The sequence below is a fragment of the Vibrio zhugei genome, from assembly GCF_003716875.1.
Classification (GTDB): domain Bacteria; phylum Pseudomonadota; class Gammaproteobacteria; order Enterobacterales; family Vibrionaceae; genus Vibrio; species Vibrio zhugei.
Genome location: NZ_CP033077.1, coordinates 364,253 through 389,494, shown reverse-complemented (window position 1 = coordinate 389,494; position 25,242 = coordinate 364,253). Strand labels below are relative to the sequence as shown.

At 46.5% G+C, this 25,242-nt stretch carries 21 protein-coding genes; 13 read left to right on the top strand and 8 right to left on the bottom strand.

All coding sequences use genetic code 11. From position 1 onward, the window contains the following. Positions 1-145: 145 nt before the first annotated feature. The 6 genes from EAE30_RS01865 to EAE30_RS01840 all read right to left on the bottom strand — a co-directional run bounded on the left by EAE30_RS01865 (position 146) and on the right by EAE30_RS01840 (position 7,153). Positions 146-847 carry an ABC transporter ATP-binding protein gene (locus tag EAE30_RS01865; protein ID WP_241967588.1) on the bottom strand — a complete coding sequence of 234 codons (702 nt, stop codon included), beginning with the start codon at positions 845-847 and terminating at the stop codon, positions 146-148. Next, positions 834-1,676, bottom strand: coding sequence for an ABC transporter ATP-binding protein (locus tag EAE30_RS01860; protein ID WP_123014406.1), 843 nt, complete (start codon positions 1,674-1,676; stop codon positions 834-836). The genes EAE30_RS01865 and EAE30_RS01860 overlap by 14 nt, the downstream gene beginning before the upstream one ends. Next, entirely contained in the window at positions 1,666-2,523 is an 858-nt protein-coding gene (locus EAE30_RS01855; RefSeq protein ID WP_123014405.1) for an ABC transporter permease, read from the bottom strand. The genes EAE30_RS01860 and EAE30_RS01855 overlap by 11 nt, the downstream gene beginning before the upstream one ends. Then, complete coding sequence (locus EAE30_RS01850) at positions 2,520-3,578, bottom strand: ABC transporter permease (RefSeq protein WP_123014404.1); 1,059 nt, start codon at positions 3,576-3,578, stop codon at positions 2,520-2,522. The genes EAE30_RS01855 and EAE30_RS01850 overlap by 4 nt, the downstream gene beginning before the upstream one ends. Next, positions 3,578-5,161 (bottom strand): ABC transporter substrate-binding protein, encoded by a 1,584-nt coding sequence (locus tag EAE30_RS01845; protein ID WP_123014403.1) that lies wholly within the window; start codon positions 5,159-5,161, stop codon positions 3,578-3,580. The genes EAE30_RS01850 and EAE30_RS01845 overlap by 1 nt, the downstream gene beginning before the upstream one ends. A gap of 222 nt (positions 5,162-5,383) precedes the next feature. Beyond that, positions 5,384-7,153 carry an alkaline phosphatase D family protein gene (locus EAE30_RS01840; protein ID WP_123014402.1) on the bottom strand — a complete coding sequence of 590 codons (1,770 nt, stop codon included), beginning with the start codon at positions 7,151-7,153 and terminating at the stop codon, positions 5,384-5,386. 235 nt (positions 7,154-7,388) lie between these two features. Here EAE30_RS01840 and zigA point away from each other — a divergent pair, with 235 nt between their 5' ends. Next, the gene (gene zigA / locus EAE30_RS01835; protein ID WP_199287039.1) at positions 7,389-8,600 is read left to right on the top strand and encodes a zinc metallochaperone GTPase ZigA; all 1,212 of its coding nucleotides are present in this window, start codon (positions 7,389-7,391) and stop codon (positions 8,598-8,600) included. 84 nt (positions 8,601-8,684) lie between these two features. Here zigA and EAE30_RS01830 read toward each other — a convergent pair whose 3' ends face one another. Continuing rightward, a complete protein-coding gene (locus tag EAE30_RS01830; protein WP_123014400.1) occupies positions 8,685-9,173 on the bottom strand; it encodes a GNAT family N-acetyltransferase in 489 nt (162 codons plus the stop codon). A gap of 356 nt (positions 9,174-9,529) precedes the next feature. On the opposite strand from EAE30_RS01830, the gene EAE30_RS01825 reads away from it, so the two are divergent. The 6 genes from EAE30_RS01825 (at position 9,530) to EAE30_RS01800 (ending at position 16,650) form a co-directional block, all read left to right on the top strand. Then, positions 9,530-9,955, top strand: a complete 426-nt coding sequence (locus tag EAE30_RS01825) for an MAPEG family protein (RefSeq protein ID WP_123014399.1) — start codon at positions 9,530-9,532, stop codon at positions 9,953-9,955. A gap of 211 nt (positions 9,956-10,166) precedes the next feature. Further along, on the top strand, positions 10,167-11,216 hold the full coding sequence (locus tag EAE30_RS01820; RefSeq protein WP_123014398.1) for an NAD(P)-dependent alcohol dehydrogenase: 1,050 nt from the start codon (positions 10,167-10,169) through the stop codon (positions 11,214-11,216). Positions 11,217-11,344: 128 nt separating this feature from the next. Next, positions 11,345-11,917, top strand: coding sequence for a histidine phosphatase family protein (locus EAE30_RS01815; RefSeq protein WP_123014397.1), 573 nt, complete (start codon positions 11,345-11,347; stop codon positions 11,915-11,917). A gap of 197 nt (positions 11,918-12,114) precedes the next feature. Then, positions 12,115-13,644, top strand: a complete 1,530-nt coding sequence (gene nhaC / locus EAE30_RS01810) for a Na+/H+ antiporter NhaC (RefSeq protein WP_123014396.1) — start codon at positions 12,115-12,117, stop codon at positions 13,642-13,644. A 283-nt stretch (positions 13,645-13,927) separates the two neighbouring features. Beyond that, positions 13,928-15,316: a TldD/PmbA family protein gene (locus tag EAE30_RS01805; RefSeq protein ID WP_123014395.1), complete on the top strand. Its 1,389-nt coding sequence runs from the start codon at positions 13,928-13,930 to the stop codon at positions 15,314-15,316. Further along, positions 15,313-16,650 carry a TldD/PmbA family protein gene (locus EAE30_RS01800; RefSeq protein WP_123014394.1) on the top strand — a complete coding sequence of 446 codons (1,338 nt, stop codon included), beginning with the start codon at positions 15,313-15,315 and terminating at the stop codon, positions 16,648-16,650. The genes EAE30_RS01805 and EAE30_RS01800 overlap by 4 nt, the downstream gene beginning before the upstream one ends. A 204-nt stretch (positions 16,651-16,854) precedes the next feature. Here the strand turns inward: EAE30_RS01800 and EAE30_RS01795 are convergent, their stop codons facing one another. Next, on the bottom strand, positions 16,855-18,279 hold the full coding sequence (locus EAE30_RS01795) for an alanine/glycine:cation symporter family protein (RefSeq protein ID WP_123014393.1): 1,425 nt from the start codon (positions 18,277-18,279) through the stop codon (positions 16,855-16,857). 490 nt (positions 18,280-18,769) lie between these two features. Between EAE30_RS01795 and EAE30_RS01790 the strand changes: the two genes are divergently transcribed. Genes EAE30_RS01790 through nosR form a run of 6 tightly spaced genes read left to right on the top strand, consistent with a single transcriptional unit; the run spans position 18,770 to position 25,211 of the window. After that, complete coding sequence (locus EAE30_RS01790; protein ID WP_123014392.1) at positions 18,770-19,915, top strand: HDOD domain-containing protein; 1,146 nt, start codon at positions 18,770-18,772, stop codon at positions 19,913-19,915. 10 nt (positions 19,916-19,925) lie between these two features. After that, a complete protein-coding gene (locus tag EAE30_RS01785) occupies positions 19,926-20,291 on the top strand; it encodes a response regulator (RefSeq protein WP_123014391.1) in 366 nt (121 codons plus the stop codon). Next, a complete protein-coding gene (locus tag EAE30_RS01780) occupies positions 20,288-20,878 on the top strand; it encodes a chemotaxis protein CheC (RefSeq protein ID WP_123014390.1) in 591 nt (196 codons plus the stop codon). The genes EAE30_RS01785 and EAE30_RS01780 overlap by 4 nt, the downstream gene beginning before the upstream one ends. Positions 20,879-20,897: 19 nt before the next feature. Continuing rightward, entirely contained in the window at positions 20,898-22,205 is a 1,308-nt protein-coding gene (locus tag EAE30_RS01775) for a sensor histidine kinase (RefSeq protein WP_241967586.1), read from the top strand. Positions 22,206-22,218: 13 nt separating this feature from the next. Further along, positions 22,219-23,859, top strand: a complete 1,641-nt coding sequence (locus EAE30_RS01770) for an EAL domain-containing protein (RefSeq protein ID WP_123014389.1) — start codon at positions 22,219-22,221, stop codon at positions 23,857-23,859. After that, positions 23,856-25,211: a response regulator c-di-GMP phosphodiesterase, NosR family gene (gene nosR, locus EAE30_RS01765; RefSeq protein WP_241967563.1), complete on the top strand. Its 1,356-nt coding sequence runs from the start codon at positions 23,856-23,858 to the stop codon at positions 25,209-25,211. The genes EAE30_RS01770 and nosR overlap by 4 nt, the downstream gene beginning before the upstream one ends. The last annotated feature ends 31 nt before the right edge of the window (positions 25,212-25,242 follow it).

Sequence of the window (25,242 nt, the reverse complement as noted above, 5' to 3'; positions counted from 1 at the left end):
ATGCCGCTAAACCTAACAGCTATCGGGTTTAAAGGCTAGTAAGATAGAAGGGGAACGGATAATTCCTTATACCCTAACGTACGTCGAATAAAAAACGGCCTGTGATAGGCCGTTTTTCCTAGAAAACCAATGAACTTGGTGATCATTAGCGATCAAGCGGCTGTGAATAATCGACTAACCGATCAATGCGGCCATTGTCCATAAACGCCGCCGAATCACACATATAATCGATGGTATTCGAATCGTGACTGACCATGATCATGGTTAAGCCATGACCGCTTTTTAACTCATTGAGCAAGTTCAGGATTTCCGCTTGTACTGACATATCCAATGCAGAGGTGGGCTCATCGAGCAACAACAGCTTGGGTTCTAACAGTAGCGCCCGCACAATGGCAACACGTTGGCGTTGTCCACCGGAGAGTTGGTGTGGATAGCGGCTCATCATGTCGCTTGTCAGGCCGACTTGACGAAAGCCTTCTGCGATTCGATCATCAATATCGGACACTCCAAGGCGGCGTAACGGCTCGGCCAGGGTGCGACGCAGTCGATGCTTCGGATGGAGTGATGCATACGGGTCTTGGAAGACCATTTGCACCGCTTGGCGCAGGTGCCCCGTGAGTCCTTTTTCCGGTTGGAGTGGCGTATCCAATAAGGTGATGTTGCCCGTCCAATGAGGATTAAGGCCCGCCAGCACCCAAAGCAGTGTCGATTTCCCGCAGCCGGAAGGGCCGACCAAACCGAAGCACTCTCCCTCAGGAATGTCCAAATTAATGTCATGCACCACGGTATTGCTATGGTGTCCTTGCACATGGCTTACTGAGACATTGTCTAATTTAAGCAGCGTCATTATTGCCCTCCAAAGCGGCGCGATCGAGTACGGGAAGTGGTTGTCCCCGCTTTGAATAGTGTGGCTGACAAGACCAAAGCGTCTTGGTGTAGGGGTGGGTCGCATCTGCCAGTTCATTGGCTTGCAGTCTGTCTAGTACCTGCCCTTTGTACATCACGAGCACACGTTCACAGTATTGCGCGACTTGTTGTAGATCATGGCTGATGAGCAGCAAGCCCATGTCACGTTCATCCACCAATTTGGTAATAAGCGCCAACACTTGATCACGCATCGCGTGGTCTAACGCTGAGGTCGGTTCGTCAGCGATGAGCAGTTTGGGATCATTGATCAATGCAATGGCCAGCATGACACGTTGCCCCATACCACCAGAAAGTTGGTGAGGATATTGGCGACGTAACTGGCTTGGATTCGGTAATCCGACGGCATCAAGCATATGTTCGACTTTTTCAATGCGGGCTTTGCGATTGAGTTTGGTGTGCAACGTAAGCGGTTCTTCGACTTGCATCCCGATGGTACGTGACGGATTCAATGCATATTTGGGATCTTGCAGAACCATGGCAACATCGCTACCGCGCACTTGGCACCACTGTTTGGCGGAGAACTCTTGAATCGGTTGACCTAAGAGTTCCAATTGCGTCGCACTGGCATGGCAAGCGCTCGGTAACAATCCCATGAGCGTGCGTGCAGTCAACGATTTGCCTGAGCCAGATTCGCCCACTAAGGCGACGCGCTCCCGTCCCATTGTAAAGCTGAGATCGGAGACTAATGACTGTCCGTTATCGAGCTGGATGGTCAGTCCTTCGACTGAAATCAGAGCGTTATTTTGCATGACGAGGATCCATTTTATCGCGTAGGCCATCGCCTAATAGGTTGAATGCCAAGCTGGCAAAGAGAATCGCCACACCCGGTACGGCGGCCACCCACCATTGATCGAAAATGACGCGACTGCCGCTGGCGACCATTGAGCCCCATTCAGCGGCGGGCGGTTGAATGCCCATGCCTAAAAAGCCTAAACCGGCGGCAGAGAGAATGATGCCCCCCAAGTTGAGTGCCGCGCGTACGATGGCACTAGGCAAACACAAGGGAAGAATGTGTCCTGTGATTAACGCAAGGCCACCAATGCCTTGCATTTTGGCAGCGGCAAGGTAGTCACTGCGGCGCAGCGCTAAGGTTTCTGTTCTTGCTTGACGGGCAAAAGAAGGCCAACTGGTGAGAGCCAACGCTAATGCGCCGTTCATTAGGCTTGGGCCCATGATAGACACCAATGCGAGCGCGATGACTAAGCTGGGCAACGACATGATAATGTCGGTAAAGCGCATTAAGAGGCGCTCAGTCCAGCCACCGAAATAGCCAGCACAAATGCCAATGGCTAAGCCAACGGGCACGGTAATGATCACCACCAGTGAGACTAAGATCAGAGTCGGGCGCGAGCCGTACAATACGCGAGCGAGTAGGTCACGACCAAAGCGGTCGGTTCCAAACCAATGCTCGGCACTAGGCGCGGCAAGGCGCTGCGCCATATTTTGCGCATTGGGGTCATAATGAGTCAGCAGTGGTGCACCGATGGCGATGAGCAAAAGCACACCAACCAATACGAGACCAACGTTTAAGGTATTGAGCCACTGAGGCCAGTGAGAACGTGTCGGCTTTTCGGCCGCAAGAGGAATTTGTTTCATTTACGAGTCCTCGGATCGACCCAACGGGTCAGTGCGTCAGCTAAGGCATTGAGCGTTACAAAACACGTACCAATCAATAAAGTGGCACCTAATACAGCCGGTGTATCTGAGGCAAATAGGGCACTGGTTAAGTAACGACCTAATCCAGGCCACGCAAAGACGGTTTCTGTCAGCACCGCCCCTTCCAGCAAACTGGTGTAGCTGAGTGCTAAAATCGTGATCAAGGTGCCCAGCACATTGGGAAAAATATGGGATAAAAGAATGCGGCAACGTGTCGCTCCTTTCGCTTGCGCGAGGATCACATATTCTTTATTGCTTTCTTCCAACATGACGGCACGTAATAAACGAGTGATCGATGCCATGGACAGCAGCGCTAAAACGGTAACAGGAAGCCACAAGTGGCCAATTGCATTCCAGATGATGTCACTATCACCGGTACGGAAAGCATCAAACAGGACAAAGCCACTGTTATATTCCATGGTGTAAGTGTAAACATCATCTAAGCGCCCTGGGCCTGCTGACCAACCCAGGGTGGCATAAAAGAGCAGTAAGCCTAATAAGCCTAGCCAGAATACAGGTACTGAATATCCGAGTAATGAAATAAAGCGGGCCGCATGATCGAGCACACTTCCTGGTTTATACACGGCTAAAGACGCGAGAAGAATGCCGAATAAGGCGCCAAAAAACATCGCTAACGTCGCCAGCTCAATGGTCGCAGGAAACGCCTGTGCCAAATCATGAACCACTGGTTGCTGGGTAATCTGTGAGATGCCTAGATCACCATGTAGCAACTGATTGACATAGGATAAAAATTGAATGGGTAACGGTTTATCCAGCCCTAATTGCTCGCGGGCTTGTTGATAGGTCGCTTCACTGGCGTGATCGCCCACCATCTGCAAAGCCGGGTCAATCGGCGCAGAGCGAGAGAGGATAAACGTAAATATTAGTAGCCCAAATAGGGTGAACATTAAGGATAAAAACCCGCCAAGCAAAGGTTGCAGGCGGGTTATCCAAAACCGGCGCCATGCGCCGGTTGAAGAGGTCAAAGTACTCATTATTCTGCTTTTGATACGTCTTTATAGAAAACCATCTCTGGCGTAATACCTTGCACATACCCTTGTACATTGTCGCGGATTGCGACGAGCTTTTTATTCTGTAATCCAACCACAAATGGGGAAGATTCACGAACCTTACGTTGCAGCTCTTGATAAAGCTCAATACGTTTGTGGCTATCGGTTTCTGCGCGCGCTTTCAGTGTTAATTTATTCAGCTCAGGCGTTTTCCAATTCGCACGCCATGCTAAGGTTTTGCTGCCATTTTCTGGGTTATAAGCAAAGGCCGACGCATTGGTGTTTGGATCGAAATAGTCTGGTCCCCAAGAGGTCAGTGTCGCTTGATATTTATGCGACTTCACATTGGTCGCCACTTGGCTACTTACACCAGGAATTAACTCGACATTGATACCCGCACGTTTAAAGCTGGCTTGTAGCGCTTGGGCAATGTCTAAATACGGAGGCTGGTTAGACACAACCAACTTAAAGTGTGGGTTTTTAATGCCCGCTTCTTTTAAAATTTGTTGCGCTTTCTTTGGATCATACTTGAACGGCTGATCAGTGAGTGCGCCATTAAATCCAACCGGCAAGAAGTTTTGTTGAACGGCAAATTGACCTTTCATCAAATCTTGGGCAATACCTTTGTAGTCAAACGCATAGCGCGCCGCTTTCCAAAAAGCAGGTTTGCCAATATCCGGGTTGTTCTTGTTCTCGGCATTGAACATCAAGTAGTACAAAGAGGCATACGGCAGTTTGAGCGTTTTCACACCGGGTTTATCTTGCAATGAGAAGAACTGGTCGGTGCCAAGGTTACGCACGATATCCGCATCGCCTTTTTCTAGCAGTAATTGACGAGTGGCCGCATCGGGAACGTTTTTAAGCAGCACATATTTTAATTTCGGTGCGCCGGCTGGCGATGAGTCGTTTGCTTCCATCATCAAAATTTGATGCGCAACGTATTTGCGAATTTTGAAGGGACCGCTACCCGCAGAATGACTATTTAACCATTCATGACCGAAATCGTCATTTTTGGCATGGGGAGCCACGGTTTTTTCATCAATGATAGATGCCGCCGGTGCTGACAATAGGCTCAGTACGAAAGAAGGGCCAACGTTGACATCCCATGTGATTTTAACTTGGTTATCAGACACTTTTGTGATGTGACTGTTGACATTGCTTTTATCCCAGCCAAGCTGCGTCAATATAAAAGAAGGCGCAAGATTAAGTTTGACGACGCGGCTTAAGCTGTAAATAACATCTTCTGGGCGAACGGGATTGCCACTCGCAAAGGTCGCCCCTTCCTTCAATGTGAAAGTCAAACTGTGTTGCTCAGACTTCCAAGATGCCGCCAATGTCGGTTGCAGCTCCTGAGGATTTTTTGGGTTCGATTGTACCAAGCGTTGGTATAGGTTATTGAAGCTTTGTACTGAGGAAAGCTCAAAGCCTTGCGCAGGATCCAAACTGGTTACGTCATCTAACGATTGTGCGACGACAAGAGTATTGTCAGGCGTTTTTGCGAAAGTAGGGCCCGCGACGCCTAGGCTTAAAAGTAAGCTGGTTGCTAATAGAGTCTGTTTGACTTTCATGAGAGATTCCAATTGTTGTTATATTATCTCGTCCGGTCGAGACAAATATCATGCTTTATTTTGTTACTGATGAAATTATAGGAATCCCTGTGTGAGGACAAGCGAGTTTTGGCGTGACCCTTATAACAAAAAAGTATGACTTTAATCTTTTGGTAATATATCTAGTTGCTTTGCCAAGGGAAATGCCGGGCGGGCATTTCCCTTACATTATGCGTCATGATGCTATGCATCACGCGAATCGAACACTAATACTGGTTGATTGATATCAACGTGCGCCGTCATGCGGCGTGACGTGAACTCATTGAAGGTGCTTTGGCGAATGGTATCGACAAAATACCAAGTTGCGTTGGCACGATTGGGCGTAACCGTTAACAGTAAATAGCCTCGATCACGCATATTGGCGTACTGCAACCCATCAATCAAGTTGGTGACGGCTTGCTCATAGGTCGGTGCATCGATGGGTGCAAATCCGAGATATTGCTCCATTCCCGGCGAAGACACCGAGCTGGTAGCGAATTCAACCGCCACTGATTTACCATTGGCATCGGTCAGATTGTTGGCCCAGGCATTATGCGTATCACCCGCCAATACGATGGCATTACTGTTGAGTTCACTAAGCGTGTTTAAAATGACGTCTCGGTCGTGTCCATAGCCGTCCCATGCGTCTAGATTGTAGGGAATACTCGGCAATTGCAAAAGACGCATTACCTTGGCGGTCAGCTCATCACGTGACGACGTAACGTAATCTATCTCTTGTTGTGTTAAAGAGGGATCGTTGTTGTCAACGCGTTGAACGAGCACCGCTAGAGCGGCGAGGCGTGCGTAATCACTGATCGACATCTGTGAGGTGGCAATCGCTGCCGGTAATTGCATTCTTCCCATCAGAATTTGCTGACCAATCACTTGCCAACGACTCGTCGACGTTTGTAGCTGGTTCTGCAACCATGCCAATTGCGTTTGACCTAACAGCGTTCGGTTTTCATCGTTGATGGCTGCCGATAAAGCGTCTATATCTAGCTGACCGGTGCCATCGATAAAGTCTTTATAGTTCAGCTGTTTATCACGGGCGAGAAGACGGGTATCCAACATGTGCACATCCAATAAATCGCCGAACTGAAAGCTGCGATATATGTCGTCATGATTGCCTTCGCTCCATGGACGAATGGGTAACCATTCAAAGTACGCTTGAGTGGCGGCGTCTTTACGGGCATCAAAATCCCCTTCGCCTTCATTGTGATTTTCCGCGCCATTTTTCCACGTGTCGTTGGCCACCTCATGGTCATCCCAGATCGCAATAAACGGCACTTTGGCGTGTACATCCTGTAAGTTAGGGTCAGTATGATATTGCGCATAGCGCGTACGATAATCACTCAGGCTCAGTAACTCTGTTGCTGGTAATACTTCTCGGCCCATCTGCTCGGCATTTTGGCTGGCGTAGCCACCGCGTCCATATTCGTATATGTAATCACCAAGGTGCAGCAATGCGTCAAGATCATCGCGCTGCGCGGCTAAGGCATACACATTGAAAAAGCCTGCGGGATAATTGGAGCAAGACATTACGGCTAGGTTCACTGACTCGACATGACTTTTAGGCAAGGTTTTGGTTTGCCCAATTCTGGACGTTTGCTCTTTGGTCATAAAGCGATAGTAATAGGGCGTTCCGGATTCTAGTCCAATGGCATCAACTTTTACTGTGTAGTCACGATCCGCATTGGTGACGGTATCTCCTGACGTGACTAACTGAGTAAATTGGGGATCGATGGCGACTTCCCACGCCACGGTGACATTACCCTCGGTTTGTGGCGTCACTCGTGTCCATAAAATCACGGAGTCAGTCGCGGGATCGCCACTGGCAACACCATGCTCAAAGGTGGCGGGAACACTGTCATTGCTGTTGTGTTTACATCCCATTAATCCATAAGATACCACGGCGGCACCAAAGCCCTGGGCAGATAATTTTAAAAAGCGACGTCGCGACAAAGTATGCGTCATTTGGAACGTTCCTTGTTTATCAAATGATGAGAATGGGCATTGTCTGTGGGCGATATGACGGTGAGATGACGTATCGATGAACTATTTTTAACTGTCTGTATTTTAGTTATTTTCTCGATGTTTTCTTGCTATTGGCGCTCGGTTTTTTCGGCGTCGTGCTACAAGATAGTGCTACTCCATTTGTATTGTTATGTTATATTGTAACAATTGTTGTGTGGAGAGAATTGAGAAACGAATGAGTACAAAGAATCGTAAGCTGCCTGTTACTGTATTATCCGGTTTTCTCGGTGCCGGAAAAACCACTGTGCTGCGTCATCTGTTGTGTAATCGAGCGAATAAAAAAGTGGCCGTCATTGTGAATGATATGAGTGAAATCAACATTGATAGTATGACGATTTCGCAAGAGGTGACCTTGAGCCGCAGTGAAGAAACGTTGATCTCACTGAGTAATGGTTGCATCTGTTGTACATTGCGCGAGGATCTCCTCAAGGAAGTCAGTCAACTGGCGAAGACAGGGAAATTCGATTATTTAGTGATTGAATCGACGGGCATTGCCGAGCCTCTGCCTATTGCTGAAACCTTTACTTTTACCGATGATCAAGGTGTCTCGTTGTCGGATATTGCCGAGCTCGATACCATGGTAACGGTCGTCGATGGCGTCAATTTTCTACGCGATTATGACGAAGCGCTTGATTTACAAGACACGCAAGAAGCCATCGATGAAGAGGACGAGCGCTGCGTCACCGACCTATTGATAGAGCAGGTGGAATTTGCCGATGTGATTGCGATCAGTAAAACCGATGTGATTGACGAGCACGAGGTGCAACGTTTAACTCGGGTATTGCGCCGCTTGAATGCGCACGCCAAGATTTTGCCTATTGCTCATGGGCATATCGACTTAGATGAGGTCATAGGGACGCAACGCTTTAATTTTGCTACTGCGGAACAATCGCCAGGCTGGTTAAGCGTGCTACGTGGTGAGCAGCATTCTGAAGCGGATGAATACGGCATATCAAGCTTCACATTCACCGCAAGACGTCCCTTTCATCCTCAACGCTTTTTTACCGCCCTTCACTCGTTGGATGATTATGGCAAGTTGTTACGCTCGAAAGGGTTTTTCTGGTTAGCCAGTCGCCCGGATTTTGCGGGAAGCTGGAGTCAAGCGGGGGGTGTCGCAAGGCATGGTTTTGGTGGCGTCTTTTGGCACTCCGTCGATAAGGCTGAATGGCCAACCGATCGACAAAGTGTTGCTGATATTGAGGCAATGTGGGTCGCGCCTTATGGCGACAAACGCCAAGAGTTGGTGTTTATTGGTCAAGGGCTCGCCCAAGAAGCGCTCATGGAGCAGCTCAACCACTGTTTATTAAGTGATGATGAGTTGGCTCTGGGTGAGGATGTTTGGCGTCAGTGGCCGGATCCGTTCCCTGAGTGGGAAGAAAGTGCGTAAGCGTTGCGTTTTTGGTACTGGGAGAGGCTGACCGCCCCGCATCGTCATACTCTGTGGGGCGTTTTGCTAATGCGAACAATACCCTTAACGTAAGTCGTATTGGTAAAAGACCAAATCCAGCCATTGTTCAAATTTCTGAGCGCAACGTTGTATGGTGCCACTGTAGCGAAAGCCGATTTGCTCATGCAAGCGCATGCTTGCGTGATTATTGCCATCAATCTCGGCGACTAACGTGACAAAGTCGGCCTGTTTTGCTGCACTCACTAAAGTGTTTAATAATTGTTTACCGATCCCTTTGCCTTGCGATGCGGGGTGAATATAAATGCTATGCATCACGGTGTGACGATACGCGGGGTCGGGGCGGAATGGCTCCAACGCGGCATAGCCGAGAACCTGATCTTCTTCTTCAAACACGAATATAGGCATGCCGGCATGGGCTAAACGTTCAAACCAAGTGAATCGCTGCTCTATGGTGTAAGGCGCGTCATCATAAGTCGCGGTGGTATGCTCGACGGCGTGGTTATAAATGCTCACCATCGCTGCAACATCTTGGAGTGTGGCCTGTCTTATCAATTCTGTTCCCTCAAACTGATCCTAATGACGTGATTGGCGGATAGCATGGTGACGTCATATTGCCATGAAAACCATACATTAAAGCGTTCTTAAGCCTAAGAAACAACAACGGCGTTATATAAGCATGACTCTTAGGCTGGCGCAACTGAAAACCTTGTGTGAATTAGGCATTCAATCCGTTACCCATCGCACCGAAATCGACATTAGTAGCTATACAAACAAGATATTTGTATAACTTAGGTGTATGCTTGTTGCATATAATGAACGATGGCGGGGTGGATGACAGGGGATGACACAATCACTTTGTCATCTGCTCATTAGCCATCAATCATCCGCCAATACAATAAGGAGTTACAATGAATTATCTCGTCAGTGCTTATCACATATCGCTTATCGGTATTTGGATAGTGCTAGCCACATGGATGGTACAGTGGGCGGTCGCGACATTTGCGAAGGGCTCACAAAAAGACGCGATTCCTGGAAAAATTGACAGCGACCTCAGTCATGATTCCTTTGTTTTTCGTGCTCACCGCACCTTTATGAACTCGATAGAAAACGTGCCTGCCATGCTCGGCTTGTCGTTTTTAGCGATCTTCAGTGGTGCGACGCCGTATTGGTGCGGCATCTGGATTTGTGTTTTCGCCGTAGCTCGTATTATCCACATGGCGTTGTACTATGCGATTGCGACTGAAAAAAATCCGAGCCCACGTTCGTATTTTTTCCTTGTTGGGGTAGTGGCGATGGTCGCAATGCTCATTTTGACCTTCCAAGCCGTTATTTAACCTTGATAACACCAAGGTTAATGGTCATAAAAATTGTTATAACATCACATAGTTATGTGTTTTTTCTGTTAAAACTGTTGGTTCGTGCAGTTTTGTGCATGTTACACGGACGAATAGGCAAGACGTTTTCGCAAAAAGTAGGGTAGGCTAACTTCACTATTTACACAGTAGTTGGCTTAAATATTTTTGGAAGAAATAAGGATAGATGTTTATGAAAACAGTAGGTTATGCCGCTCATTCAGCAGATTCAGATCTCGTTCCTTATCATTTTGAACGACGAGAGCTGCGCGCCAATGACGTTGCCATTGAAATCACGTATTGTGGTGTTTGCCACTCCGATTTGCACACAGTGAATGGCGACTGGGGCCCTCAGCCTTATCCATTAGTTCCAGGCCATGAAATTGTTGGTATCGTTAAATCTATCGGTACTGACGTGAAACATTATAAAGTGGGTGACCACGTTGCGGTTGGCTGTATGGTGGATAGCTGTCAAGAGTGCGACCAGTGTCATCGCGGTGAAGAGCAATACTGTCGCCACGGTCTTACCGGTACTTACGGTTCACCGGATCGCATTGATGGTACAACAACTCAAGGTGGTTATTCTAAACACATCGTCGTCCGTGAAGAATTTGTGTTACGCATTCCTGAAAATATGGACACGTCACGTGCTGCACCGATTTTATGTGCCGGGATTACGACCTTTTCGCCATTGCGTGAATGGAACGTGAAACCGGGTTCTCGTGTCGGTGTGATTGGTCTTGGCGGTCTAGGCCATATGGCGGTGAAACTTGCGGTAGCGATGGGTGCTGAAGTGACGGTGATCAGTCGTTCTAAACGCAAAGAAGGCGAAGCTCAAGAGCTGGGAGCGAAAGGTATTCTTGCTTCTTCTGACGAAGATGAAATGAAAAACTACGCCAACGCGTTTGATTTAATCATTGATACGGTTCCTCAGAAACATGACATCGTACCGTACATGTCGCTGCTGGATGTGGATGGCACGCTTGTGATTGTTGGACAAGTCGGCCCGCTGGAAGAAGTGGTTACCTATCCAATGGTATTGGGTCGTCGTCGTGTGGCCGGTTCATTGATTGGTGGTATCGAGCAGACACAAGAAGTCTTGGATTTCTGTGCAGAACACAACATTTATCCAGAGTGTGAAATGATTGAGATGGATGAAATCAACGGGGCATTTGAACGTCTTGCTGAGGGCGATCTTTCTCACCGCTTTGTTATCAACATGACATCATTTAATGCAGACTAGTCACCCTATGCGGCGTTGTTTTCGTCGCTGATTGACAGTAAATGCTTTACTATGAACACACACCGAGTTATCGGTGTGTGTTTTTTTATGCATTACTGTCATGTTTTATAATGGAGAATCCAGCCCCCATGTCTGCCACCTTTTACCTTATGCGCCACGGACAAACCCTATTTAATCAGCGTCGAAAAATCCAAGGATGGTGTGATTCACCATTGACAGAGAAGGGCATTGCCCAAGCTAAAATGGCAGCCCAATTTTTTGATAATATAGCCTTAGACCATGCCTACAGTTCGTCTTCGGAGAGAGCTTGCGATACCCTCGAAATTGCCACTCATTCGCGCCTGCGTTACACACGCCTTAAGGGACTGAAAGAAATTAACTTTGGCCTGTACGAGTCGGAAAGTGAAGATCTGCATCCCAATTACGAGATGCGTGAAGATTACTATCTGCAATTTGGTGGGGAATCTAAACCGCAAGTGCGTCAACGTATGGTGGAAACTTGCACCGCTATCATGGAATCCGCCAATCATCACTGTGTATTAGCCGTGTCCCACTCCGGGTCGTGCAAACAGTTTTTGATGCACTGGCACGCTGATCATGCGCAGGTGTTAAAAAATGGCATTCCTAATTGTGCCATTTTTGAATATACCTATGCCGACGGTATTTTCGAGTTTGTGCAAATGATTGACGTGACGCGGTAACTAAAATAGCGGGATGTCGTAGTGAGAACAATAGAGCGCGCTTTGATAAAACTGCATCGGATAGAATGGCCTACTCTTGTGTTGATGGTGTATCACCTTGATGATGGTTGGCGCTGACTGCGCGCGACAATCAGGGCATACACTGAGTGATGATACCGAGATGTCTCAGGAAGAGACAGACCATGCAAGGAGGCTGTATGTCAGTACAGGAAGAACATCCGATCGCGCGTCCCGGGCTTTTATTAGCCATATTACCGATTGCGATTACCATCGCTTTATTGGGTATCCAACTGTTTTATTTTGGGGATTTTACCCCGCATACCCCGCTTGCCATTGGCATCGTGATAACCTGTGCGATTGCATGGTGTCGCGGCTATCGCTGGAAGCATATGGAAAAAGGCTTATTTCATGTGATTCAGGTGGCGACATCTGCCATCGTCATCATGCTGATCATTGGAATGATCATCGGCAGCTGGATTGCCAGTGGCACGGTTCCCATGATGATTTATTACGGATTTCAAGTCTTAACGCCCAAGACTTTCCTCGCGGCCGCAATGATTCTGTGTGCGATTATCTCCGTCTCGCTCGGAACGTCATGGACGACGGTCGCAACGGTCGGTTTGGCGCTCATGGGCGTCGGTGAAGGGTTTGGGATTCCCACCTATTGGACCGCAGGGGCGGTCGTCTCTGGGGCGTTTTTTGGGGATAAAATGTCGCCGTTGTCCGATACCACCAACTTAGCTCCGGCAGTGACTGGTACCCACCTGTTTGACCACATTCGTAATATGCTTCCGACGACCGTTCCAGCATTGTGCATTGCCTTTGCCGTCTATGCGGTGGTAGGGGTGACAGTGATTGATACCACGCAGGTCGATCACATTAAAATTCAAGCCATGACAGACGCATTAAGTCAGCACTTTCTCTTTAATGGATGGGTATTAATGCCCGCAATCGTGGTGTTTACCTTGGCGATTCTCAAGATGCCCGCCATCCCTAGCTTGATGACCAGCGTACTGGTCAGCTTAGGCATTGCCATTTTTGTGCAAGGTGTCCCAGTGCATGAAGCGCTCGGTTTTTTACAAAACGGTTTCAGTATCAACACGGGTAATAGCAATGCGGATGCGTTACTCAACCGAGGTGGTATACAGTCCATGGCATGGATTTTAACCTTGGTTCTCATTGCGCTGGCGCTCGGCGGCGTTCTGGAACAGACACGGTGTTTGGAAACCATTGTGTTGAGCATTATGAATCGGGTGCGCACCATTTTTGGGTTGCAGGTGGCGTCTACATTGACCGCGGCAGGTACCAACTTGGTGGCGGGCGACCCTTATTTATCCATTGCTCTACCGGGTAGAATGTACAGCCAAGCCTATCGCGGAATGGGTTACTCAACTTTGTGTCTATCTCGTTCAGTGGAAGAAGGTGGGACTCTTTTGTCGCCGTTGATTCCATGGAATGCTGGTGGCGCTTTGGTTATTCAAGCGCTGGGTTTGGGGATTGCGGAGGGAAATACGGAAAACCTGCTTTATATTGTGTGTGCGGTCGCATGTTGGATGTCGCCAGTATTGGGCATTTGTTATGCCTACTTTGGCAAGTTCTGCCCGCAAGCATCGGCTAAAGAGCGTCAGCAGTGGCGCGATAATCACGAATTGATTATGACGATGTCACCGCAAACGCAAAGCGAGGCAGAGACCAGTGCTCAGAAACTCCCGCCACTGCCCAGCTGAACAATGAGTATCAGTCAGACTCTGTCCATAGGATGTGACGTGCCCTCTAGCATATTGCGTTTACTCCGTCGTGGGAAAGCAAGGGGCAAGGGCGCGTTCTCATCCTTTTTCTGTGGAATCTAATTAGCGATATTTTTGTAAATAAAAAGGCGTTAAATTATGCGCTACCAAAGAAGTTATTGGTTTTATGTGCCTTTTTTACGGGAACAAACGCTCAAGTAATAAGCAAGCATGATAGTCTAGACGTTACGTTTTTCACGTGTTAATTAGACAAGGAGTTGTCATGCTGGATTCGGGAATAGCGAAATCCGTGATCGACCATGCTTTATTTCTAGGCGCTGATTTTGCTGAGTTATTCGTTGAGAATAAGCAAACCAGTCTCGTTGAGCTGTCGTCGTCCGAGGTTTCTGACATAAGCAGTAATATTGATAGCGGTATTGGTGTGCGCTTGTTTTTTGGTCATAACGTATTATATGGATTTACTTACAGTAGTGATGAACAGGCTTTAAAAAAGGTCGTGGATGTGTTGACCGCCAGAAGTGCGCGCGAGCAAATGGTAACGCCACACCCTTTACAACCTGTGGTGTATTCTGATCGACACCCCTGTCACAGACCATTAAGTCACTCTCCTTATTTATCCGAAAAAGTGTCCTTTCTCAATGATATGGATAGCGCTATTCGCGCTCAGAGCCCGCTGATCAATCAATTCATTGGCCGCGTGGTGCAGCAAGAACAGAATGTCATTATTTATAATTCAGAAGGACTGCATATTGAAGACACTCGGCATTGGTGTCGTGTCGTGGTTCAAGCCATCGCAGAGAAAAATGGCCAGCAAACTAAGGGCACAAAAAGTCCTGGCGCACTGTGTGGGTGGGAATTGATTGAGAACATCGACCAACAGGAAATGACACAAGCGGTGACCGAGAGTGCGATAAGAAAGCTGGATGCGGCGGTGTGTCCATCTGGCGAGTTGCCGGTGGTACTGGGTAACGGGTTTGGCGGCGTCATCTTCCATGAGGCATGCGGTCATTTATTAGAAACAACCGCAGTGGAAAAACAAGCCTCCGTTTTTTACGACAAAATGGGCGAGATGATCGCCAATCCTGTGGTCAATGCCGTTGATGATGGTACGCCCGCTAATCAATGGGGATCGCTCAATATTGACGATGAAGGAATGCCCGTTCAGCGCACACAATTGATTAAAGATGGCCGCTTAACTGGATTTATGGTCGATAAAATGGGCAGCATGAAAACCGGTTATGAACGTACGGGGTCGGGCCGTCGGGAAAGCTATAAGTACGCGCCAGCGTCAAGGATGCGCAACACTTATATCGAACCTGGCAATGCCGAATTTGACGATATGATTGGCAGCATTGACTATGGCATCTATGCCGTACAAATGGGCGGGGGGTCGGTACAACCCGGAACTGGGGAGTTTAACTTTGCCGTCAGTGATGCGTTTTTGATTGAAAATGGCAAAATCACACAGCCATTGAAGTCGGCGACCTTAATTGGCACCGGGCCCAAAGTTTTGCAAAACATTAGTATGGTCGGCAAGGATCTCGCATTGGCCGCTGGCATGTGTGGGTCTATAAGTGGCGCCGTTCCTGCCTCAGTCGGGCAGCCAAGTCTTAAAGTCGATCGCATTCTTGTCGGAGGAGGGAACCAATGAGTCAACACGAGACGATTCACCAAGCAATGGACGTACTGCTGGAAGAAGCGAGGAAACACGGCGCGGAGGCGGATATCGTCGTTCAAAGCCAAGAGGCGTTCGACCTCAGTAGTTATCAAGAAAAGATCGATCGCTATGAGGTGGCGAATACGCGTAAAGTAGGCATTCGCATTGTCAAAGACCAAAAAGTGGCGGCTGGATGTTCAGAATCGTTCGAAGTGAACGATCTTAAGCGAATGGTGAATACCCTGCTGGAAAGCTTGCCCTATACCAAAACCTCTGAGCATCAACGGATAGTGTGTACTAAGCCAGAAAAAATCGAGTTAGAGGAAGCGATTAACCAACCGGATGACGTGGATATTGAAGCCAAAGTGAACTTGGTTTTGTCCGTTGAAGAGGCATTGCGCCAACAGCGCCATGTTGACAATATTACTGCAAACTATTACAGCGAAGCGACGATTCAATATCACGTGGCGAATACCCTCGGGGTTTCTCGTGAGCATCACGAGCGCCAGTTATGTTATGGCGCAGAAGTGCTGTGTGCTCATGATGAGAAACAATCGATGCACTACAGCAGCTCGTTGGCACGCCACTTTGATGATTTGGATACAGAATTTGTCATTCGCCACAGTACAGAAGTCGCCCGTGATTTATTGGACGGTGCGCCCGTTGCAACGGGGCATTATGACATTATTTTCTCGGTAGAAGAATTAGGTGGCGTCTTCTCTGCATTCGCAGGGGCTTTCTCCGGTAAAGTGGCAATGCAGGGACTCAGTCCACTGACAAAGCGCATTGGACAGCAAGTGGGGTACGATGGACTGACGTTACGCGATGCGCCTTTCCAACCTGGGGGCATGCATATAAAGGCCTTCGACAGTGAAGGATTTACGACACGCAATACGACATTGATACAAAATGGGGTGCTCCTTTCACTGCTTCATAACAGTGAAACGGCAAGCTATTTTCATACCGAAACGACGGCAAATGCCGAGCGTATGACATCGTTAGGTATCGAAGCTTCGCATATTGTCATTGACGCTGGCCATCACTCGTTGAGTGATGTGCAATCAGGTGAGTATTTGGAGTTGGTTCAGTTACACGGTGTCCATTCAGGTGCTGATCTTGTGACGGGGGATTTTTCTTTTGGTGCCAGCGGATTTTTATGCCGAGATGGTGAGCGCATTCAACCCGTGCGTGGAGTGACGGTGGCAGGCAATTTCTATGCGATGTTACAGAACATTGTTGCGATAGGTCAGGAAGTCGAGTTTGATTTCTTGCGAGCTTTTTATGCCCCTAAAGTCCGCTTTGCCTCTTTGAGTATTGCGGGTAAATAACGTCCAGCGCTCATTGCTTGGGATGAGTCTAGGCTAAAGCCGTCCAGCATGGGCGGCTTTTTTGTTACGGACAGTGTGAAACGATGGCACTCGCGGGATGCGTTATTGATGATTGAAAATGAGGGATTTCGCAACGAATTGCATGAATAAGAAAAAGCCAGTCACGGTATGACTGGCTTTTTTATGGGGAAAGTGGTGGAGCACTTATTTAGACTTGGGTGCGATCCACGCATTGCGGTCAATATCCAAATCTGGGAATTCATTTGGATTAAAGACAGGCTCGTCAATGCCTTGTTTAAGTTGCTTGCGGTAGTCTTGCAACATTCTCATCGCCGTTGGGAAAAGCATAATCAACGCAAGTAAGTTGATGATGGCAAGGACACCCATTAATGGATCTGAGAAGAAGAACACGGACGTTGCCCCAGGAGCAATCGCGCCAATAAACACAATCGCAATAACGGCTAAACGCAATACATGTACGTAAGCTTTATTTTTTGACATAAAGCTTAGGGCATTTTCACCTAAGTAATAGTTGTAAACGACTGAACTGAATGAGAACAGTAGGATTGCAACGGTAAGGTAATATTTCGCCCAAACACCCAGGTGCGACACAAGCGATTGCTGCGTGAGAACGACGCCATCAATATTTTCTGCACCAGGTACATACACGGTACCCAATAAGATAATCATCGCCGTACAAGTACAGACAACGATCGTATCAATGAATACTGATAAAGATTGCGCAATACCTTGGCTAATTGGGTGCGGTACATCGGCGGTCGCGGCTACGTTCGGCGCTGAGCCCAAGCCTGCTTCGTTCGAGAACAGACCTCGACGCAGACCTTGAGCAATAGCGGCACCCATACCACCACTGACGGCTTCTTCGAAACCGAAGGCATTTTTAACGATGCTGGTCAGTACTTCCGGCACGTGACCAATATTCATGATAATCACAAGCGCTGCGAGTAGGACATAACCCACGGCCATGATAGGAACAATGACGTCGGCCACTTTGGCAATACGTTTAATACCGCCGTAGATGATGTAAGCCACCACAATAGCAAGGAAGAACGCCGTATATTCACGACCAATGCCTAAACTGTCTTGGATAGCGCCCGCTACTGTGTTTCCTTGGAAAGCGTTAAAACCTAGTGCAAAAGAGGCAATTAAACAGATGGCATAGGCAATGGCTAACCAACGATAGTTATTTCCTAAACCGTGAATAATGGAAAATGCCGCACCACCACGGAAATCTTTACCGTCTTTGCGTTTGAACAGCTGCGCCAGAGTACACTCGACTAAGCTTGTTGCCATGCCAACTAAGGCAATCGCCCACATCCAAAAGACGGCACCTGGACCACCTAATGTGATCGCAACGGCGACACCGGCGATATTACCACCACCGACACGGCCGCCGATTGACAGTAATAATGCTTCGCGACCAGAGATAGAATCTTTTGCCTTCTTATCCTTTTGCGACAACACATTAAACATACGTTTGAAAAAGCGGAACTGAACGAAGTTGGTCACGATCGTAAAGAACACGCCAAATATTACTAAGAACGGTATCAGTGACGCACCCCATGTTAGGTCACCGATTACTCCGAAAAAGGATTGTAAAAATTCCATTTGGTCTCCTCAAATTTATAAAAACTGTTTACGACACATCAAATACGGTTAGTTAGTATCGATATTATGCTGCAGTTGTAATTTCTCTAATCGACTGATATGAAATAAAAACTCACTATGTAACGTTTTGTTTCTAGCAAACAGTGAGAGAATCATACTGAAAAGTGCGTTTTTTTAAATGTAAATTTGGTCTCAAATGTTAAACAAAGGTAAATCCGGTGGTTTACTTCACATTTTTATTCATTTGCGTACGTCATTGTATTCATATGAAGAATAGCGATGCGATCTTGCTTGTCTTAATTGTGAGACAGGCTGGACATAATTGCGGTCCAATCGTCTTCTCGCGCGATCTGAGTCACCTAAATGACCATTAATATTAAGCATTAAATATTTAGAGCTATGCTGAAAAGGTATAGAACTATAATTCATCAAAGGTATACCGATGATTCGTACACCAACTTAATATTTTGCGAGAGTGCGGGAGAAGAGTATGGCAATAGGATTACATGTCTTATACATAGATGATGATCCTTTGATGTTAAAGGCAACCGCTCGAATGATTCGTCGTATTCAACCAGAGTGGTCAATTACGACCGTGAGTGATTCAGTGCATTGGGCCGAGAACCTCGCTTGTGAACCGTTATTGATTATCTCCGATTTATTAATGCCGCAAATACGAGGAGATTCACTCCTCATTGATGCAAAACAGCGTTTCCCTTTGGCTCTGAGGTGTTTAGTCACAGGAAATACCAACCAGGATGCGACCAGTGCATTGCATGATTACTCACATTTCGTGTTGCCCAAGCCGTTTTCGGAGGGGGATCTGGCCTCTGTATTGGCCGCCGCTTATCGCCTTAATTCCCCGCCATTTTCTCCTGAGTGCTTAAATAAACTGAATAAAATTAGTGCTTATATCCCCGTCATGCCAAAAGTGGTGAAGGACGTCCAAACACTGATGCAAAGTGAAGACGGGGATTTAAAAAAACTGGCTGAGATTATCAAGCAAGAGCCCTCTCTCACGGCACGGGTGATTCAATTAGCGAACTCTGCGTATTTTGGTTTTAGCAGCTCAACCTTGTTTCTCGAAGTGGCGATCAGCCGGCTTGGCAGCCGTATGATTGAGGCCATTACGTTATGCATGCTAAATACCGATCATAGCGGTCATTTGACGGATGAGCAGCACCAGATGATCGTCAATGAGTATCTAGAGGCATCACAAAAGGCGAAAAGCCTAACGCATGCGCTGCATTTATCACGAGAAGAGCAAGAAATGGCATTCATGATGACTTTGATGGTCTCGATCGGGGCTTTAACCATTGCGCAATCAGGATGCGATACAGATCACAATCCATTAGAGAGCCGTCATTTGGATGGTTCGCTCAACGACATTTTACTGATTACTGCCTACGTATTAACGCTTTGGGGGTATTCTGAAGAAATTACGCGTAAGATTTTAACTATCAGTTTTTCTTTGACTAATCTTAAAGAAGATAGAATAACAAATTGTGTATCTATCGCCTTTTTCATTCAGTTTGTAATGAATAAAGATGGTGTAACTCCGGAACAATTATTGGCACGCGTTCCTAGTGAGTATAAAAGCGCTATCACCAATGTATTGCAACTAAGTAGCCAATGAGGGTAAGCGTATGACCATTGCCGTGACAGTTTGTGATGATTCTAAGTTATCGAGAAAAGCCGTCATTAGAGCTCTTCCTGAAGATTGGGATATCGAGTTAACCGAAGCAACCAACGGCGAAGAGGCGGTTGAGTGTTATCGAGCGGGAAAGGCCGATGTTATGTTTCTGGACTTGATTATGCCAGTGATGGACGGGTTTGAAGTATTAAAAACGTTAAAAGCAGAAAGTGCACGTAATTATGTGTTTGTTATCAGTGCTGATATTCAGCCGGAATCGCAACGTCTCGTCAATGAGCTAGGCGCAGTTCGGTTCTTACAAAAGCCACTTGATATGAACTTACTCCGTTCCGTATTACATGAGGTAGGCTTGTTATGAGCAAAGAATTAAGCGCAGATCACACCGACACATTGAAAGAGCTATTGAACATTTCTATGGGGCAAGCGGCCGCGAAACTCGCTCGCTTACTTAATTTGCATGTAACTCTTACGGTTCCCGACATAAAATTCGTGGATAAAGCCGAGCTCGATAAAATTGAAGGGATGGAAGAGCTTTATCATTTTACACGACAGTCTTTTTACGGCGGTATGTCTGGGGAACTTGTCACGTTATTGTCCAAAAAAGGTGGGCGTGCCATCGCAGCTGAAATGAATCAGCTTGATTCTCAGCAAGCGGAAAATATGTCGAATATTCTGATCGATGACTGTTTGCTCGATATATCGAATATATTAAGTGGGGCGAGTTTAAAGGGTCTATGCCAACAAATTGATTTGAATTTGAAAATTCAACCGCCGTCAATCTTTAAACCGTCAGAGCAACAGCATCGTTTATCGGAATGGAAGACACCGATTTTAATGGAGGTGGATTTCATTATTGAAGTCGCCGAATTTCAAACCAAAACCATCATTTTATTTGCAGACAACGGGCTGGACCAAGTGCTTGTTCAGTTAGACGAATTGTTATAATGACTCAAAGGATAGGCGAATGAAAGCCAAACTCATGTTATCTGATTTATTGAATCAGTTATCCTTTGCTTTGTGTATTGTGCGGCGTGATTATCGCATCATGACAGCCAATGAATATTTTCAAACACGCGCAAAGGTTAACTGTGAGAATTTTGTCGGACAAAATATTCTTGAGCTTTTTCCTGACTCAGCGACGTTTTTAAAACGGAAAATTGATACGGCGTTTGTCATTGAATCCTCGAGTTTCTCTTCTTGGGAGCAACAGCCACATTTTCTCCCTTTTAAGAGTTCTCGGCCAGTTTCTGGTAAAGAGGATGACATGTATCAAGATATTGAAGTCATCCCTATTCACAATGACGATGGCTCACTCGAGCACGTGTGCGTGTGTGTTTATGATGTCACGACGCAGGCTTCACAGCAAAAAGCGTTGAAGTCGATGTCTGAGCTGTTAGAAGACAACAATCAAAACCTGAATGACACGTTAAAACAACTGAAAGATACCCAAGTTCAATTACTCCAGTCGGAAAAATTAGCGTCGATTGGACAACTATCGGCTGGGATCGCCCATGAAATTAATAATCCCATTGGTTTCATTACCTCCAACGTTCAAACCTTACAAGACTACTTTAGTAAGATCGTCAATTACTTCACGGATGTTGAACAATTACTGCAAGCGAACGTGAGCGAACAAGTTGTTCAAGACATTCAGAAAACGAAGGCGAAGTACCAGCTCGATTTTATCTTAGAAGATGTTGAAGATTTGATTAAAGAGTCACTAGAAGGCGCGGATCGCGTTGTTGCGATTGTGAAAAATCTTAAGGATTTCTCCCATCTTGATAACGCCGAGTGGAATCATTCCAATTTGGTTCAGGGTATGGAATCGACCCTGAAGATCATCAATAACGAAATTAAGTACAGCATCGAAGTTGAACGCAAATACGATGACGATTTTCCTTTAGTGTTATGCCAGCCAATGCAGCTTAATCAAGTGTTTCTTAATATTTTAGTCAATGCCAGCCAAGCGATTGATGGGGATGGCAAGATCATTGTTGAGATGAAACGAAGTGGCGATGATTGGGTGAGCATTGCCATTTGTGATACAGGGTGTGGTATACCGGAAGAAAAGTTAAATCGTATTTTTGAACCGTTTTTCACCACCAAACCAGTCGGTTCAGGCACAGGACTCGGTTTGTCCGTTTCTTATGGCATTATTAATGCCCATAAAGGAACGATTGACGTAACCAGCAAAGAAGGCGAAGGCACATGCTTTACTATTCTACTACCAACGGAAGGCCCGAATAGTATCCTTGAATCTTCCCAAGACTAGTGGGGATCAGCTGATGTATTACGAAAAAATTTTATTAGTGGATGATGAGCTACCGATTCTCAAATCACTGATTCGCACCTTGCGTATGGAGTTTGCTGAAATTTATAGCACAACGCATGTCGATGAAGCGATTGAGATCGTCAAGCAGCATCGCATTAGCCTCGTTATTTCTGATTTTCGCATGCCGAAAATGAACGGTGTTGAGCTATTGATGAAGCTCAAAGCGATTAATCCTCAGTTGTCGACGATTATGTTGTCTGGTCAAGCTGAACTCAGTGATGTCAGTAGAGCCTTGAATGTGGGCGCTCTGCATAAGTTCATCACCAAGCCTTGGGACTCGGTCGAACTGATTAAAGAAATTCATCACGCCCTAGAGAGCCAAGCCGATTTTGCGCATCAAGATATCTTGACTCAGTGTCAGTTACCCAATCGACTCAATGAACAATTACAAAAACTCTCTGACGCTCAACACTCGCTTCCCATGTTACTGTTGACGATAGATTTGCGTAATACCGCAACGCTCAATACCACCTATGGCGTCACCGCCGTGAATACGGTTATCGAAGAAGTGGCAGCGCAACTCAAGCAACATATCGCTTTGGATATCTATCGAGATGAGGACAAATTCTTCATCGTGTTAGATTGTGCGCCTGAAAGTGTCGACTTGCTTACCGATGTGCTCAGTCAGATTCATCTTGCTTGGCAAAATTTTGCTAAGCCAGACTCGCCTTATGGGTTTAATTTGTATATCAGCGAATTTAAAAGCTGGGACTCACTCAGTTCTGAGGCCGTGAATGAGCGCAAGTGTTATTTAGATAAGATTGGTGACTCGCCGTATTTTTGGCAAGGACAAGAACACGAAACACAGTCCGAATTAAAGCATTTAGTGCATTTGTTGCTCAATGAGGACGCTCAACCCTTTGTCGCCTTCTTTCAACCACAAATTAATGTAGAAACCAATACCATTGATGGGTGTGAGGCGTTAGTGCGTCGTCAGAATGAATTCGGCAGCTACGAAGCTCCGATGACATTCATTCCTTTGTTGACCAAATATAACTTTATTGATGACATGACGTTATCCATTTTTCAGCAAAGCATCGCGATGATAAATTGGCTCGAAGAAAAAGGCCGAACTGACATTCGTTGCGCTATTAATGTTGTCTCTAGCCAAGTAGAAAAGGGACTGATTCATCGTTTCTTAGAACGTTTCGCCGGTGAGAATGCTAAGGCTTTATTACGTCTAGATATAGAAATGACCGATACTCAATTGATCCAGAGTTATGAGAAAACTCGAGCCGAGATGAAGAGGCTTTCAGAATTTGGTGTCCGGCTCTCGATCGATGATTTCGGAACGGGATTTTCTGGGTTCGAAATGATTTCTGAGCTGCCCTTTGATGTGTTGAAAGTCGACGGCCGATTTATCCGTGCGCTGGGCCAATCAGCCGCTGACAATGCCATTTTTCATTCCATTGTCGAAAGTGCCAATTCATTGAATATGGGCGTCATTGCAGAATGTGTCGAAGATGAGACCCAGCTAGAAATATTGCGCGAACATGGCTGTCAGCATGTTCAAGGTTATTTGTTCAGTCCACCCTTATCAAAGGAGGCGTTTATCAAATATGTTAAGGATTATCAGCCGCAGGAGAGTAAATGATGACTGACTCAAAAATCACGCCTGACTCACCTGATACGCCCGTTGAAGAGGTGAGTGAGGCGGTCGAAACACCAGATACTGACTCGCAAAGGCTATCCCTTCTGCTTCTCGATGATGAAGCCGACATTGTTAAAACGTTGACACGAGTGTTGCGGCTTGATTATGACGTTGTCTCGTTTAATGAAGGTGAAGATGCGCTCGAGTATTTAAGTGATCACCCTGTCGCTATCATTATTTCTGATATGCGCATGCCCCAAATGGATGGAGCGAAGTTTTTATCCATCGCGAAAGAAATTTGCCCTGGCTCAGTGCGCATTTTATTGACCGGGTACAGTGATATGGAATCCACCATTCGTGCGGTTAATGAAGGGGGAATACATACATATTTATCAAAGCCTTGGGATAATCAATCCTTAAAGCTGACCGTTGCGAAAGCGGCAGAATTTTATGTATTACGCAAACAGCATGATCAATTGCTGGTCACACTCGAAGAAAAAAACGTCGAGCTTAAAAGCTTCAATCAACGTTTGGAAGAAAAAGTCTTGCAACGCACCCAAGCGTTAAAAGAAGCAAACAGTTCACTAGAAAAAGTGCTCAAAGCAAGAAATCAAACGTTTAATGATATTTTAGCGACGTTAAAAGCGATCATTGAATACAGTAGTGGTATGCCAGCTAACCACAGCGAACGGGTGGCAGAACAATCGAAAGTCGTCGCCAAGAAATTGGGTTTATCGGATGCGGAGATAAACCAAGTGTATCTTTGTGCGCTGTTGCACGAGATTGGTTTGGCCGCTAGAAAAGATAGCAAACCGACGTTGATGAAACGCAATGCTGGTATTCCGAGTACGCCCGATGCGAACTCGGTGTTAGGCGCGGAAATTGTAGGACGCATCAAGCGTTTTGCCCCGTTGATGTCGGTCATTAAACATCAGGATGAAAACTACAATGGGACCGGTGGTCCGTCTCATTTGAAAGGGGATGATATTCCGATTGGTTCGCGTATTATTCGTGTCCTTAAAAATTACGACTATTTTGTTGCCGCCGAAAATAACCGCAATCGCATGACCGCGACCAGTGCTCGACGTTTTTTAACCGACTACAGTGGTGTGCTGTATGATCCGAATGTGGTCAAAGCGTTCTTAGCTGTGATGAGTGATGTCGATCAGGCTGATGGTTTGGAACGGTGTGTCAGTGTCAATGAAGTGAAAGTGGGCACTGTGGTTAAGCGTGATGTGTATTTATCCAATGGCAGCCTAATGTTGACAGCGGGGCAAGAAATCAGTGAAGCCTTGCTTGAAAAGCTAAAACGCATCGAAAAAGACACTCAGTATCCTCTCGCCATTTTCATCTAACCGTCCGTGAATAGGCATTGCCTATTCATAT

Excerpts from the sequence above, each read along its gene's own strand:
- EAE30_RS01840 (WP_123014402.1), bottom strand. The coding sequence starts at position 7,153 with ATGACGCATACTTTGTCGCGACGTCGCTTTTTAAAATTATCTGCCCAG.
- EAE30_RS01785 (WP_123014391.1), top strand. The coding sequence starts at position 19,926 with ATGACCATTGCCGTGACAGTTTGTGATGATTCTAAGTTATCGAGAAAA.
- EAE30_RS01805 (WP_123014395.1), top strand. The coding sequence starts at position 13,928 with ATGCTGGATTCGGGAATAGCGAAATCCGTGATCGACCATGCTTTATTT.
- EAE30_RS01860 (WP_123014406.1), bottom strand. The coding sequence starts at position 1,676 with ATGCAAAATAACGCTCTGATTTCAGTCGAAGGACTGACCATCCAGCTC.
- EAE30_RS01800 (WP_123014394.1), top strand. The coding sequence starts at position 15,313 with ATGAGTCAACACGAGACGATTCACCAAGCAATGGACGTACTGCTGGAA.
- EAE30_RS01865 (WP_241967588.1), bottom strand. The coding sequence starts at position 847 with ATGACGCTGCTTAAATTAGACAATGTCTCAGTAAGCCATGTGCAAGGA.
- EAE30_RS01820 (WP_123014398.1), top strand. The coding sequence starts at position 10,167 with ATGAAAACAGTAGGTTATGCCGCTCATTCAGCAGATTCAGATCTCGTT.
- EAE30_RS01780 (WP_123014390.1), top strand. The coding sequence starts at position 20,288 with ATGAGCAAAGAATTAAGCGCAGATCACACCGACACATTGAAAGAGCTA.
- EAE30_RS01790 (WP_123014392.1), top strand. The coding sequence starts at position 18,770 with ATGGCAATAGGATTACATGTCTTATACATAGATGATGATCCTTTGATG.
- EAE30_RS01850 (WP_123014404.1), bottom strand. The coding sequence starts at position 3,578 with ATGAGTACTTTGACCTCTTCAACCGGCGCATGGCGCCGGTTTTGGATA.
- EAE30_RS01825 (WP_123014399.1), top strand. The coding sequence starts at position 9,530 with ATGAATTATCTCGTCAGTGCTTATCACATATCGCTTATCGGTATTTGG.
- EAE30_RS01855 (WP_123014405.1), bottom strand. The coding sequence starts at position 2,523 with ATGAAACAAATTCCTCTTGCGGCCGAAAAGCCGACACGTTCTCACTGG.
- EAE30_RS01845 (WP_123014403.1), bottom strand. The coding sequence starts at position 5,161 with ATGAAAGTCAAACAGACTCTATTAGCAACCAGCTTACTTTTAAGCCTA.
- EAE30_RS01775 (WP_241967586.1), top strand. The coding sequence starts at position 20,898 with ATGAAAGCCAAACTCATGTTATCTGATTTATTGAATCAGTTATCCTTT.
- EAE30_RS01770 (WP_123014389.1), top strand. The coding sequence starts at position 22,219 with ATGTATTACGAAAAAATTTTATTAGTGGATGATGAGCTACCGATTCTC.
- EAE30_RS01795 (WP_123014393.1), bottom strand. The coding sequence starts at position 18,279 with ATGGAATTTTTACAATCCTTTTTCGGAGTAATCGGTGACCTAACATGG.
- zigA (WP_199287039.1), top strand. The coding sequence starts at position 7,389 with ATGAGTACAAAGAATCGTAAGCTGCCTGTTACTGTATTATCCGGTTTT.
- EAE30_RS01815 (WP_123014397.1), top strand. The coding sequence starts at position 11,345 with ATGTCTGCCACCTTTTACCTTATGCGCCACGGACAAACCCTATTTAAT.
- nosR (WP_241967563.1), top strand. The coding sequence starts at position 23,856 with ATGATGACTGACTCAAAAATCACGCCTGACTCACCTGATACGCCCGTT.
- nhaC (WP_123014396.1), top strand. The coding sequence starts at position 12,115 with ATGTCAGTACAGGAAGAACATCCGATCGCGCGTCCCGGGCTTTTATTA.